Here is a 13,814-nt window from a genome sequence, read left to right on the forward strand (position 1 = left end):
AATGTTGTACTACAATCCAGATCACAAAAAGAACAATTCGATAAATTCAGCGCAAAAAAAAGCCCCGGTTGATAACCGAGGCTGATGAGCGTGAAACGCTGTTACTGCAGAACAAATTTCTCGATCGCGTAGGCAACGCCGTCTTCGAGGTTAGATTTGGTCACGAAATTGGCCACGTCTTTCACCGACGGGATCGCATTGTCCATTGCCACACCCATGCCCGCATATTCAATCATCGCAATGTCGTTTTCCTGATCGCCCAGCGCCATGATCTCGTCCGGTTTGATGCCCAGCGTATCTGCCAGCGATTTCACACCGGTGCCTTTATTGACGCGTTTATCCAGGATTTCGAGGAAGTACGGCGCACTTTTCAGCACGGTGTATTTCTCTTTTACCTCAGCCGGAATGCGCGCTATCGCTTTGTCCAGGATGTCAGGCTCATCAATCATCATCACTTTCAGGAACTGGGTGCTCGGATCCATTTTCTCAGCTTCGCAGAACACCAGTGGGATCGTCGCGACATAGGATTCATGTACGGTGTAATAGCTGATATCACGGTTAGCGGTATAGAGCGTATTGCGATCGAGCGCGTGGAAATGGGAACCGACCTCGCGGGACAGTTTTTCCAGGAACAGGTAATCGTCATAGTTCAGCGCGGTTTGCGCCACCGTGCTGCCATCCGCCGCCTTCTGTACCAGCGCACCGTTATAGGTAATGCAGTAATCGCCCGGCTGATTCATGTGCAGCTCTTTCAGGTAGCTGTGCACGCCCGCATACGGACGACCGGTGGTCAGTACCACATTCACGCCTTTTGCGCGCGCAGCGGCAATCGCGTTTTTAACGGCTGGAGAAATAGTGTGGTCTGGCAGCAACAGCGTGCCGTCCATGTCGATAGCAATAAGTTTGATAGCCATAGGGTCCCCGGGATAAATGAGTGCTGCCTCATGCTAACGCGATTAAGCCCACAAAAATAGAGCTACATTGCGCAACAAAAGCCCCCTTTTACGCCTGTCCCGGGGATAACGGCTTACTCGCGGGTGAGGACTATTTTGCCAAAAGCACCGCGGTCGAGGTGTACAAGCGCCTCTTCAAGCTGGTTAAAACGGTAGCGGTGTTCAATCACCGGTTTCAGCCCCGTGACATCGACTGCGCGGACAAAATCTTCCAGCGCACGGCGGTGCCCGACACCAATCCCCTGAATCACAGGTGATTTCAGCAAGAGTTCGCTGGCAGGCAGCGAGATTTCACTCCCGGCCAACACGCCAATGACGGATATGCGCCCGTGAACGGCAACGGCCCGCAGGGAATGTCTCAGGTTCTCCCCGCCAACGGTTTCAATAATATGGTCGATACCGCGATCCTGCGTCAGCGCGTAAATCTCGTCAGCCCAGTTCCCTTTAAGCCGGTTGATGCCCCGATCGGCACCGAGCGTTTTAGCCAGCGCCAGTTTTTCATCACTGCCCGACGTCACAAAAACTTCTGCACCGTGTGCTTTGGCGATTTGCAACGCGAAGATTGCGACACCGCCAGTGCCTTGCACCAGCACCGACTGTCCGGCACGTAACTGTCCGCGCTCCACCAGTGCAAACCATGCGGTAAGCCCCGCGCAGGGTAAGGTGCTGGCCTCTGCGTCATCCAGCGTTTCCGGGGCGGCCACCAGCCAGTTTTCACGCATGATCACGTATTCAGACAGCATCCCCTGAAAATAACCGCCCAGCGTCTGGTAGGGCAAATTGCGGGCGTCGCCTTTCGGTTTACCGTCTACCCACTCCGGAGAGAAGGTGGAGATGACGCGAGCTCCGGGTTTAAAGCGGGTAACGCCTTCACCCGTACTGTCCACCACGCCTGCCATGTCAGATGCCGGGGTAAACGGGAAGGTGAGCGCGATCGGCATGTTGCCTTCGATGACCATTTTATCGCGATAGTTGAGCGCGACAGCGTTCACCCGCACGCGCACTTCACCCGGGCCCGGCTGGGGTACAGGCGCCTGAGTGAGTCTGAGGTTTTCACGCCCAAGGGCGTCCATTGACCAGCATTGCATCATCTCTGTCATCTTATTCTCCTGTTATCAAATGCACTTCAGTACTGACAGTCTAACGTTGACTCATGGTCGCCAGTGGCGATACCTTTTCCCACCATTGATTCCTGAAGAACGACAATCCATGACCGATACGCTGAAGGATATTCCCGTTTTTGTCGCCGCCGTAGAGGCAGGCAGTTTTGCTCAGGCCGCGGTGCGTTTGCATTTGTCGCGCTCGGCGGTAGGGAAAAGCATTGCTCGCCTTGAAGCGCGGCTGGGAGTACGCCTGTTTCAGCGCACAACGCGTAGCCAAAGCCTGACCGATAACGGTGCCCTTTTTTATGAACGTTGCCTGCGAGCACTCCAGGAAATCCGTGGCGCGGAGTCGCTGCTGGAAACAGGGAAACATCAGGTGAGTGGCCGTCTGCGTGTTGCCATGCCGGTGCTGTTTGGTCGCCAGTGCATCGCCCCGCTGCTGATAGCCTTGACGCAGGAGCATCCTGCCCTTGAGCTGGAAATGTCATTCAGCGATCGCGTAGTGGATATCGTCGAGGAAGGGTTTGATATGGCGGTGCGAAACGGCGCACTGCCGGACAGCACCATGCTGGTCGCCAGACGCCTGGGGGAACACCGAATGGTGCTGTGCGCCGCGCCGGAATACCTGAGAAATAACGGCCAGCCTGAAACCGTTGCCGATTTACGCCAGCATAAGGCCATTAACTACCTGCGTGCCGGCAGGGTGTTACCGTGGGAACTGGCGGACCACGAAGGCACGCAGCACACCCTAATTCCCCGCTCATCCCTCAATATGGACGATCTGCAGGCTATCTGCGACGCAGCGCTGGCCGGGCATGGTATTGCATGGTTACCCTGCTGGATGGTGCGCAAAGAGCTGCAGAATGGAAGGCTCATCCCACTCTTAAAACAGGCACCGGATGTGCGTTTCGACGTTCACGCGGTCTGGCAGCAGACGCCGCATCTGCCCCTGCGAGTCAGGATTGCGGTCGACATGCTGGTCAGCCGGTTACCGTCAGTCCTGTCGCTGGAACTGGATGTTGATAATTCTGCGCCCACAAAAAAGCCGTGCTAAACGCACGGCCTCTGACTTGCGGTGTAACCACCCTTAGATATCGATATTCGCCGCTTTCAGGGCGTTCTCTTCGATAAAGGCACGACGTGGTTCAACCGCATCGCCCATCAGGGTTGTGAACAGCTGATCGGCTGCAATCGCGTCTTTAACGGTCACGCGCAGCATACGACGGCTTTCCGGATCCATGGTGGTTTCCCACAGCTGATCCGGGTTCATTTCACCCAGACCTTTATAACGCTGAATAGACAGACCACGACGGGACTCTTTCACCAGCCATTCCAGCGCCTGCTCGAAGCTTGCTACCGGCTGACGACGTTCACCACGTTCGATAAACGCATCGTCTTCGATAAGACCACGGAGCTTCTCACCCAGCGTACAGATACGGCGATATTCCGGACCGGTCACAAACTCGTGCTCCAGAGGGTAATCGGTATCTACGCCGTGAGTACGCACGCGCACAATCGGTTCGAACTGCTGCTGAGCGTTCTGCTGGACATCAAACTTCCACTGGCTGCCGTGCTGCTCTTTCTCGTTCAGCTCGGTTACCAGGGTGTTCACCCAGCGGGTCACAACCTGTTCATCGCTCAGATCGGCTTCCGTCAGGGTTGGCTGATAAATCAGCGCCTTCAGCAGCGATTTAGGATAACGACGCTCCATACGACCAATCATTTTCTGCGCCGCGTTAAACTCGGACACCAGACGCTCCAGCGGCTCACCGGCCAGTGCAGGGGCGTGAGAGTTCGCATGCAGGGTCGCACCATCAAGCGCGATCGCGATTTGGTACTGATCCATCGCTTCGTCGTCTTTGATGTACTGTTCCTGTTTGCCTTTCTTCACTTTGTACAGCGGTGGCTGTGCAATGTAGACGTGGCCACGTTCAACAATTTCTGGCATCTGACGATAGAAGAAGGTCAACAGCAGCGTACGGATGTGCGAGCCGTCGACGTCCGCATCGGTCATGATGATGATGCTGTGGTAGCGCAGTTTGTCCGGGTTGTACTCGTCACGGCCGATGCCGCAACCGAGCGCGGTGATCAGCGTTGCCACTTCCTGAGAAGAGAGCATCTTGTCGAAACGGGCCTTCTCTACGTTGAGGATTTTACCCTTCAGCGGCAGGATAGCCTGATTCTTACGGTTACGGCCCTGCTTCGCAGAACCGCCCGCGGAGTCCCCTTCCACAAGGTACAGTTCGGACAGCGCCGGGTCGCGTTCCTGGCAGTCAGCCAGTTTGCCTGGCAGGCCAGCTAAATCCAGCGCGCCTTTACGACGGGTCATTTCACGGGCTTTACGCGCCGCTTCACGGGCACGTGCCGCATCGATAATTTTGCCAACCACGATTTTCGCGTCTGACGGGTTTTCCAGCAGGTATTCGCTCAGCAGTTCGTTCATCTGCTGTTCAACCGCCGATTTCACCTCAGAAGAGACCAGCTTGTCTTTAGTCTGAGAGGAGAACTTCGGATCCGGTACCTTCACGGAGACAACCGCAATCAGGCCTTCACGGGCATCATCACCGGTGGCGCTGACTTTCGCTTTCTTGCTGTAGCCTTCTTTGTCCATGTAGGCATTCAGGGTACGGGTCATTGCCGCACGGAAGCCCGCAAGGTGAGTACCGCCGTCACGCTGTGGAATGTTGTTGGTGAAGCAGTAGATATTTTCCTGGAAACCGTCGTTCCACTGCAGCGCCACTTCCACGCCAATACCGTCTTTTTCGGTAGAGAAGTAGAAGATATTCGGGTGAATGGGCGTTTTGTTCTTGTTCAGATACTCAACGAACGCCCGGATACCGCCTTCGTAGTGGAAGTGGTCTTCTCTGTTGTCGCGTTTGTCACGCAGACGAATCGAGACGCCGGAGTTCAGGAACGACAGTTCACGCAGGCGTTTCGCCAGAATCTCATATTCGAACTCGGTAACGTTGGTGAACGTTTCAAGGCTCGGCCAGAAACGCACCATGGTACCGGTTTTGTCGGTGTCACCCGTAACAGCCAGCGGTGCCTGCGGCACGCCGTGCGTATACAGCTGACGGTGAATTTTGCCTTCGCGCTGGATAACCAGCTCCAGTTTCTGCGACAGGGCGTTAACCACGGACACACCTACACCGTGCAGACCGCCGGAAACTTTATAGGAGTTATCATCGAACTTACCGCCTGCGTGCAGAACGGTCATGATAACTTCCGCAGCCGATACGCCCTCTTCCGGGTGAATACCGGTTGGGATGCCACGACCGTCATCGGTGACGGAGACGGAGTTGTCCGCATGGATCGTGACCACGATGTCTTTACAGTGACCCGCGAGCGCTTCGTCGATAGCGTTATCTACCACCTCGAATACCATGTGGTGCAGACCGGTGCCGTCATCCGTGTCGCCGATATACATACCCGGGCGCTTACGCACCGCATCCAGCCCTTTCAGGACTTTGATACTGGAGGAGTCATAAGAATTCGACATCAACGTTTCTCGCTCATTTCAACTTGGGTTAATCCGTTATTTTACCCTTTTCCACGGTAAACATCTTCGAATTTTCGTCCGACATGTCTATAACGTGTTCAGCGCTAATCGCACTGACGAAAACCTGTGACTGCGTGGCTTTTAAGCGGCTGGCAAGCAGCCCGCGCCGCGCGTCGTCAAGTTCCGAGGCAAAATCATCTATCAGGTACAGGCAGCGTCGCCCGCTCTCGCGGGTCAAAAACTCTCCCTGCGCCAGGCGCAGCGCACACATCAAAAGCTTGAGCTGCCCACGCGACAGCGTGTCTTCCACCGGCGCACCGTCGGCACGAATGCGGAAATCCGCCTTGTGCGGGCCATGTGCGGTGTAGGTCAGCATGCGGTCGCGCTCGAAATTTCTCTCTAACACTTCGGCATAATCTGTCTCTTTCTCCCAGCCGCGCTGGAAGGAGAAGGTGAGAGAGAATTCAGGTAAAAACTGTTTGCAGGTGTCGGCCATATCGTCGGCGATACCCGCGCTGTATTCGGCACGCCAGCAGCTGATTTGTTCCGCAAGGGGAATTAATTCCTTGTCCCACGGGCGCAGCTGGGCGTAGCGTGTCACCTGGCGCAGTGCAGCGTTACGCTGCTTAAGCAGGCGCTTCAGGTTGCTCCAGGCGTTAAAGAAACCGGCTTCGTTGTGAAAGCATCCCCAGTCAAGGAAGGCTCTTCTGTATTTGGGGCCGCCATTGAGTAAAGTAAACCCCTCCGGCGTAATCAGCTGCATTGGCATCAGCAGCGCGAGCTCAGCCACTTTGTGGCCGTCAGTACCGTCGATACGAACCTTGCTGTCGCCCTGCTTGTCTTTGGTCAGACCGATGGCCGTTTCACGCTCCTCGCCCTGCAAACGCCCGTGCAGAACAAAGGCTTCCTGTTCGTGGCGAATGACGCGGCCAATTTGCAGACTGCGAAACGCCCGTCCGTGGCCGAGCGTGTAGATGGCCTCAAGCACGCTGGTTTTACCGCTGCCGTTCGCGCCAACCAGGAAATTAAAGCCAGGGGATAAAGCGAGATCCGCGTTTTCGATATTGCGGAAATCTTTAATTAAAAGGCGCGTCAGTGACATATCTGGATTTCTTCGGGCCAGGGCGTAATCGGCTCAGCCCGTTTCAACGCGGACTGCACGCAGACCCTGGTGCGTACACGAAGTACGAGACAGGGGCGAGCACAGCCCGGGTTGAAAAAGGCAAGTAAGATAGCCCGATAGCGTTCACTACAGCCTCATCGGCATGACAACGTAAGCCGCACTTTGGCTGGCCGCATCTTCAATCTGTACACTCGAAACGGAGTCGGTCAGCAGAATGCGAACGTTCTCGCATTTAAGCGCGTTCAGTACATCCAGCACATAACTGACGTTAAAGCCGATTTCCATCTCAGTCCCGGCATAGGTGACGTCCAGAATCTCTTCTGCCTCTTCCTGCTCCGGGTTGTTGGCGGTGATTTTGATCTGATTTTCGCTCACATACAGACGCACCCCGCGGAATTTCTCGTTAGAGAGAATCGCGGCGCGGGCAAAGGCCTGCTTGAGGCTGTCGCAACCGGCTTCCAGCGTTTTGTCCGGGTTCTTCGGCAATACGCGGCGATAATCCGGGAAACGACCGTCAACCAGCTTCGATGTGAAGACAAAATCACCCACGTGAGCACGGATGTTATTGCTGCCGATCTGCACGCGCAGTGGCGTATCACCACCGTCGAGCATACGCATCAGCTCAATCACCCCTTTACGCGGTACGATCACCGAATGGTTTGGCAGCGAGTCGCCAATGGGCATAGAACAGACTGCCAGTCGGTGACCGTCGGTAGCCACGGTACGCAGCTCTTCACCTTCGGTTTCGAACAGCATGCCGTTTAAGTAGTAACGAACGTCCTGATGCGCCATTGAGAACTGCGTGGCTTCAATCAGACGCTTCATCGTTGCCTGCGGCAGGGTGAATTCAACTTCACTCTGCCAGTCGTCCAGGTTCGGGAAGTCCGCGGCTGGCAGCGTGGAAAGCGAGAAACGGCTGCGGCCAGAGCGCACCAGCATACGGTCGCCTTCCAGCTGCACGGCAATTTCAGCGCCTTCCGGCAGCCCGCGGCAGATATCAAAGAATTTACGTGCCGGAACAGTGGTCGCGCCCGCTTCATGCGGCTGAGACAGCGTAACGCGCGCGATCATTTCCATTTCCAGATCTGTGCCGGTCAGCGACAGCGTACCGTCCGCGACCTGAAGCAGCAGGTTTCCGAGAATTGGCAGCGTTGGGCGGCCACCTAATGGGCCACTCACCTGTTGCAGCGGTTTTAATAAATGTTCACGTTCAACGGTAAATTTCATAGCGTCACGATGATAATGTTCTGATTAAATTGGAAAAATCTTCTTTTATGTCGTGGCTTTCTTCGCGTAACTGCTCAATCTTACGACAAGCGTGCAGCACGGTCGTATGGTCACGGCCACCAAACGCATCGCCGATCTCCGGCAGACTGTGGTTGGTTAACTCCTTTGCCAGCGCCATCGCCATCTGACGCGGACGCGCCACCGAGCGGGAACGACGTTTAGACAGCAAATCTGCCACTTTGATTTTGTAGTACTCGGCCACCGTCTTTTGAATATTGTCGATAGTGACCAATTTTTCCTGCAGTGCCAGCAAATCGCGCAGCGCTTCACGCACAAAATCGATGGTGATCGCACGGCCGGTGAAGTTGGCATTGGCAATCACGCGGTTCAGTGCCCCTTCAAGCTCACGGACGTTGGAGCGCAGACGCTTGGCAATAAAGAACGCCACTTCACCCGGCAGGCGAATGTCGTTTTCATCGGCTTTCTTCATCAGGATCGCGACGCGGGTTTCCAGTTCCGGTGGCTCGATCGCCACGGTCAGGCCCCAGCCAAAACGGGATTTCAGACGATCTTCAACGCCGTTGATCTCTTTTGGATAACGATCCGACGTCAAAATGATCTGCTGATTACCTTCCAGCAGCGCATTAAAGGTGTGGAAAAACTCTTCCTGGGATCGTTCTTTGTTGGCAAAGAACTGGATGTCATCGATAAGCAGTGCGTCAACAGAACGGTAGTAGCGTTTAAACTCTTCGATCGCATTGTTTTGCAGGGCTTTTACCATGTCCTGAACGAAGCGCTCGGAGTGCATATACACCACTTTCGCATTTGGCTTACGCGCCATAATGCCGTTGCCTACCGCATGCAGAAGGTGCGTTTTACCCAAACCCGTGCCGCCATAAAGGAACAGCGGGTTGTAGGCACCACCGGGGTTATCTGCAACCTGGCGTGCCGCCGCGCGCGCCAGCTGGTTCGATTTACCTTCAACGAAGTTATCGAACGTGTGTTTAACATTGACGTTAGAACGGTAGGTTTGCTCTGCCGGAGCAGGCACGTTGTCCCAGCCCGAACGGGTCGCCGGAAGGGCGCGCGGTGCCGGCGCGGGGGCTGCCTGAGCAGGTATTGCCACATTTACCGTTTCACGCACGGTCTGCGTGACCGGTTTTGTTCCCACTTCAAAGCGTAGCTGTGGCGCATCGGATCCGCAGAAATCATTCAGCAGTCCATTGATGTTATTAAGGTATTTATCCCTTACCCAATCGAGCACAAAACGGTTTGGCGCATACAAAGCCAGCGTGTTATCGCTCAGTTCCGCCTGCAAGGGGCGGATCCACATACTGAATTCTGTGGCTGGTAACTCATCCTGCAATCGGGCAAGACACTGCTGCCAAAGCGAAAGTGACACGGCGGACTCCACTCGAACAATAAAAGAAAACTATTGAATATTCATGATTGTTGGCGCACATCGACATGACCCTGTGCAAAAGGGTGATGTGCGAACCGCTATCTGCGGTTATACCCGGCCAGGATCGCTGGATCCCGATCGGGACCGCGGATCATAGCCTAAACTGAGCCAGAGATCTTCTGTTTCTCACAGATTCTTCCCGATTTATCCACAGGAAGATCGGAAACCGGGTAAGTGTAAACGATCCTGGGGCGAGTACCCTACGATTTAGCCCGCATATTGGAAAAATTAATGAGCACAGACAATTTCTTGCTTAAATGATCTAACGAAGATCCGGGACGATCCTTGCGCTTTGTTTGGGAGGCCGTATAATCCTCGACCCGGCGCGTGATGCTCATCTTCCTGCGTCGTCCGTTGCTCATTTTCCACGCGAAAACGTGCGGAAATACGCGGGAAATAAGGAAAGAGAATTGACTCCGGAGTGTACAATTATTACAATCCGGCCTCTTTAATCACCCACGCTGAGGCGTTAGTCGTTCGAAACTCGTTCGGGTATACGCAAAAGTCAGTGAATTTATTCAAGTTTAGGTAGAAATCGCCATGAAACGCACTTTTCAACCGTCTGTACTGAAGCGCAACCGTTCTCACGGCTTCCGTGCTCGTATGGCTACTAAAAATGGTCGTCAGGTTCTGGCACGTCGTCGTGCTAAAGGCCGCGCTCGTCTGACCGTTTCCAAGTAATAAAGCTAACCCCTGAGTGGTTAAGCTAGCATTTCCCAGGGAGTTACGTTTGTTAACTCCCACTCATTTCACTTTCGTCTTCCAGCAGCCACAACGGGCTGGCACGCCGCAAATCACCATCCTCGGCCGCCTGAATTCGCTGGGGCATCCCCGCATCGGTCTTACTGTCGCCAAGAAAAACGTTAAGCGTGCGCATGAACGCAATCGGATTAAACGTCTGACGCGTGAAAGCTTCCGTTTACGTCAGCACGAACTGCCTTCAATGGATTTCGTGGTGGTGGCTAAAAAAGGGGTTGCCGACCTCGATAACCGTGCTCTCTCGGAAGCGTTGGAAAAATTATGGCGCCGCCATTGTCGCCTGGCTCGCGGGTCCTGATAGCCCTCATTCGGGTCTATCAACGCCTGATTAGTCCGCTACTCGGGCCGCACTGCCGTTTCACGCCAACATGCTCAAGCTACGGAATTGAGGCATTGCGCAGGTTTGGAGTGATAAAAGGCAGTTGGTTGACGGTGAAACGCGTATTAAAATGCCACCCTTTACACCCAGGTGGAGACGATCCCGTCCCGCCAGGACCCTTTGATACCAGAGAACACTAACGATGGATTCGCAACGCAATCTTCTTATCATCGCTTTGTTGTTCGTGTCTTTCATGATCTGGCAGGCATGGGAGCAGGATAAAAATCCTCAACCCCAGCAGCAGACCACGCAGACTACGACCACCGCAGCGGGTAGCGCCGCCGACCAGGGCGTACCGGCCAGTGGCCAGGGGAAACAGATTACGGTTAAGACCGATGTGCTTGAGCTGACTATCAACACCCGTGGTGGTGATGTTGAGCAGGCGCTGCTGTTGACCTACCCAAAAGAGCTGAAGTCTAACGAACCGTTCCAGTTACTGGAAACCACGCCTGAGTTTATCTACCAGGCCCAGAGCGGCCTGACCGGTCGTGATGGCCCGGATAACCCGGCTAACGGTGCGCGTCCACTGTACAACGTCGAGAAAGAGACCTTCGTACTGGCTGATGGTCAGAACGAAATCGCTATCCCGATGACCTACACCGACGCCGCGGGCAACACCTTCACCAAAACCTTCACCCTGAAACGCGGTGAATATGCGGTGAACGTGGGCTACAGCGTTCAGAACACCGGTGCGAAACCGCTGGAACTGTCGACCTTTGGTCAGCTGAAGCAGTCCATCAATCTGCCGTCTCACCGTGACACCGGAAGCAGCAACTTTGCGCTGCATACCTTCCGTGGCGCGGCGTACTCCACGCCTGATGCGAAGTACGAGAAATACAAATTCGACACCATTGCCGATAACGAAAACCTGAACGTCAGCGCTAAAGGCGGTTGGGTGGCAATGCTGCAGCAGTATTTCGCCACTGCGTGGGTGCCAACGAACGACGGTACTAACAACTTCTATACCGCGAACCTGGGTAACGGTCTTGCAGCCATTGGCTACAAATCTCAGCCGGTTCTGGTACAGCCGGGTCAAACCGGTAAGCTGGCAAGCACCCTGTGGGTCGGTCCGGAAATCCAGGACAAAATGGCTGCCGTTGCGCCGCACCTGGATCTGACCGTGGACTACGGCTGGTTGTGGTTCATCTCTCAGCCGCTGTTTAAGCTGCTGAAGTTCATCCACAGCTTCCTGGGTAACTGGGGCTTCTCCATCATCGTTATCACCTTCATCGTACGTGGCATCATGTACCCGCTGACTAAAGCGCAGTACACCTCCATGGCGAAGATGCGTATGCTGCAGCCTAAGATTCAGGCAATGCGTGAGCGTCTGGGCGATGACAAACAGCGTCAGAGCCAGGAGATGATGGCCCTGTATAAAGCAGAGAAAGTGAACCCACTGGGTGGTTGCTTCCCGCTGCTGATTCAGATGCCAATCTTCCTTGCGCTGTACTACATGCTGATGGGTTCCGTTGAGCTGCGCCACGCGCCGTTCGCCCTGTGGATCCATGACCTGTCTGCACAGGACCCGTACTACATCCTGCCGATCCTGATGGGCGTAACGATGTTCTTCATCCAGAAGATGTCGCCGACCACCGTGACCGACCCGATGCAGCAGAAGATCATGACCTTTATGCCGGTCATCTTCACCGTGTTCTTCCTGTGGTTCCCGTCAGGTCTGGTGCTGTACTATATCGTCAGCAACCTGGTGACCATTATCCAGCAGCAGCTGATTTACCGTGGTCTGGAAAAACGTGGCCTGCATAGCCGCGAAAAGAAAAAGTCCTGATTCGGTAAGTTAACGCTAAAATAAGGGCGGTCGATTGACCGCCTTTTTTATTTGTATTGAACGAGACCAACCATGAGCCATAACGACACTATCGTCGCCCAGGCAACCCCACCGGGACGCGGTGGTGTAGGCATTCTGCGTATCTCCGGCCTGAAGGCCCGCGAGGTCGCCGAAGCGGTGCTGGGTAAACTGCCAAAGCCGCGCTACGCTGATTATCTGCCGTTTAAAGACACTGACGGCACGCCGCTGGACCAGGGCATTGCGCTGTGGTTCCCGGGCCCGAACTCCTTTACCGGAGAAGACGTGCTGGAGCTGCAGGGCCACGGTGGCCCGGTCATCCTCGACCTGCTGTTAAAACGCATTCTGACGCTGCCGGGCCTGCGCATTGCAAAGCCAGGTGAGTTCTCCGAGCGTGCCTTCCTGAACGATAAGCTTGACCTCGCACAGGCAGAAGCAATTGCTGACCTGATCGACGCCAGCTCCGAGCAGGCAGCCCGCTCCGCACTGAACTCGCTTCAGGGCGCGTTCTCGGCGCGCGTGAATCATCTTGTGGAAGCACTTACTCACCTGCGCATCTATGTCGAAGCGGCTATCGATTTCCCGGATGAGGAGATCGACTTCCTCTCTGACGGTAAAATTGAAGCTCAGCTCAATAGCGTGATGGCCGATCTCGACGCGGTGCGTGCCGAAGCACGTCAGGGTAGCCTGCTGCGCGAGGGGATGAAGGTCGTGATTGCGGGCCGCCCTAACGCCGGTAAATCGAGCCTGCTCAACGCCCTGGCGGGCCGTGAAGCGGCGATCGTCACCGACATCGCCGGTACCACCCGCGACGTGCTGCGTGAGCATATTCATATCGACGGCATGCCGCTGCACATCATCGACACGGCAGGTCTTCGCGACGCCAGTGACGAAGTAGAGCGCATCGGTATCGAACGTGCCTGGCAAGAGATTGAGCAGGCTGACCGCGTGCTGTTTATGGTGGACGGTACCACGACCGATGCCGTTGATCCGGCGGACATCTGGCCCGACTTTATTGCCCGCCTGCCGGCAAAACTGCCGATCACCGTGGTGCGTAACAAAGCGGATGTAACCGGCGAAACGCTGGGTATCAGTGAAGTGAATGGCCACTCACTTATTCGCCTGTCGGCCCGTACCGGTGAAGGCGTTGACGACCTGCGCAACCATCTCAAACAGAGCATGGGCTTTGATACCAGTATGGAAGGCGGCTTCCTTGCGCGCCGTCGTCACCTTCAGGCGCTGGAAGACGCGGCACGCCACCTCGATCAGGGGAAAGCGCAGCTGCTTGGCGCATGGGCGGGTGAACTGCTGGCGGAAGAGCTGCGTCTGGCGCAGCAAAATCTGAGTGAGATAACCGGCGAATTTACCTCGGACGATCTGCTGGGACGGATTTTCTCGAGCTTCTGTATCGGCAAGTAATTACCGCTGATGAAGGGTGATTTCCTCCCGGGAAATCACCTTTGTCCAAATGGCAACTCGCCTAATCCCTTTTATCCCCCTATTCT

The 13,814-nt window shown here is 55.2% G+C and carries 12 protein-coding genes; 6 read left to right on the forward strand and 6 right to left on the reverse strand.

All coding sequences use genetic code 11. The features are described 5' to 3' along the window. Positions 1-101: 101 nt before the first annotated feature. Positions 102-914, reverse strand: coding sequence for a sugar-phosphatase (gene yidA, locus AM410_RS06775; RefSeq protein ID WP_032679289.1), 813 nt, complete (start codon positions 912-914; stop codon positions 102-104). Between the two features lie 113 nt (positions 915-1,027). Then, positions 1,028-2,053 (reverse strand): zinc-dependent alcohol dehydrogenase family protein, encoded by a 1,026-nt coding sequence (locus AM410_RS06780; protein WP_073397495.1) that lies wholly within the window; start codon positions 2,051-2,053, stop codon positions 1,028-1,030. Positions 2,054-2,162: 109 nt separating this feature from the next. Here AM410_RS06780 and AM410_RS06785 point away from each other — a divergent pair, with 109 nt between their 5' ends. Further along, positions 2,163-3,110: a LysR family transcriptional regulator gene (locus AM410_RS06785; protein ID WP_073397493.1), complete on the forward strand. Its 948-nt coding sequence runs from the start codon at positions 2,163-2,165 to the stop codon at positions 3,108-3,110. A 33-nt stretch (positions 3,111-3,143) separates the two neighbouring features. On the opposite strand, the gene gyrB is transcribed toward AM410_RS06785, so the two are convergent. From gyrB to dnaA, 4 genes are all read right to left on the reverse strand, one after another. After that, positions 3,144-5,555 (reverse strand): DNA topoisomerase (ATP-hydrolyzing) subunit B, encoded by a 2,412-nt coding sequence (gyrB, locus tag AM410_RS06790; protein WP_020882753.1) that lies wholly within the window; start codon positions 5,553-5,555, stop codon positions 3,144-3,146. Between the two features lie 28 nt (positions 5,556-5,583). Continuing rightward, on the reverse strand, positions 5,584-6,657 hold the full coding sequence (gene recF, locus AM410_RS06795; protein ID WP_025202644.1) for a DNA replication/repair protein RecF: 1,074 nt from the start codon (positions 6,655-6,657) through the stop codon (positions 5,584-5,586). Between the two features lie 147 nt (positions 6,658-6,804). After that, positions 6,805-7,905 (reverse strand): DNA polymerase III subunit beta, encoded by a 1,101-nt coding sequence (gene dnaN, locus AM410_RS06800; RefSeq protein ID WP_014167956.1) that lies wholly within the window; start codon positions 7,903-7,905, stop codon positions 6,805-6,807. 4 nt (positions 7,906-7,909) lie between these two features. Next, entirely contained in the window at positions 7,910-9,307 is a 1,398-nt protein-coding gene (gene dnaA / locus AM410_RS06805; protein WP_020882755.1) for a chromosomal replication initiator protein DnaA, read from the reverse strand. Positions 9,308-9,907: 600 nt separating this feature from the next. Between dnaA and rpmH the strand changes: the two genes are divergently transcribed. The 5 genes from rpmH to mnmE all read left to right on the forward strand — a co-directional run bounded on the left by rpmH (position 9,908) and on the right by mnmE (position 13,728). Then, on the forward strand, positions 9,908-10,048 hold the full coding sequence (gene rpmH, locus AM410_RS06815) for a 50S ribosomal protein L34 (RefSeq protein ID WP_000831330.1): 141 nt from the start codon (positions 9,908-9,910) through the stop codon (positions 10,046-10,048). Positions 10,049-10,064: 16 nt separating this feature from the next. Beyond that, positions 10,065-10,424, forward strand: coding sequence for a ribonuclease P protein component (gene rnpA / locus AM410_RS06820; protein WP_014172301.1), 360 nt, complete (start codon positions 10,065-10,067; stop codon positions 10,422-10,424). Further along, on the forward strand, positions 10,388-10,645 hold the full coding sequence (gene yidD / locus AM410_RS06825) for a membrane protein insertion efficiency factor YidD (protein ID WP_001307474.1): 258 nt from the start codon (positions 10,388-10,390) through the stop codon (positions 10,643-10,645). The genes rnpA and yidD overlap by 37 nt, the downstream gene beginning before the upstream one ends. A gap of 2 nt (positions 10,646-10,647) precedes the next feature. Then, positions 10,648-12,291, forward strand: coding sequence for a membrane protein insertase YidC (gene yidC / locus AM410_RS06830; RefSeq protein WP_014172300.1), 1,644 nt, complete (start codon positions 10,648-10,650; stop codon positions 12,289-12,291). 72 nt (positions 12,292-12,363) lie between these two features. Beyond that, positions 12,364-13,728, forward strand: a complete 1,365-nt coding sequence (gene mnmE, locus AM410_RS06835) for a tRNA uridine-5-carboxymethylaminomethyl(34) synthesis GTPase MnmE (RefSeq protein ID WP_014172299.1) — start codon at positions 12,364-12,366, stop codon at positions 13,726-13,728. The last annotated feature ends 86 nt before the right edge of the window (positions 13,729-13,814 follow it).

It is taken from the genome of Enterobacter cloacae complex sp. FDA-CDC-AR_0164, from assembly GCF_003071645.1.
In the GTDB taxonomy this organism is placed as follows: Bacteria; Pseudomonadota; Gammaproteobacteria; order Enterobacterales; family Enterobacteriaceae; genus Enterobacter; species Enterobacter ludwigii.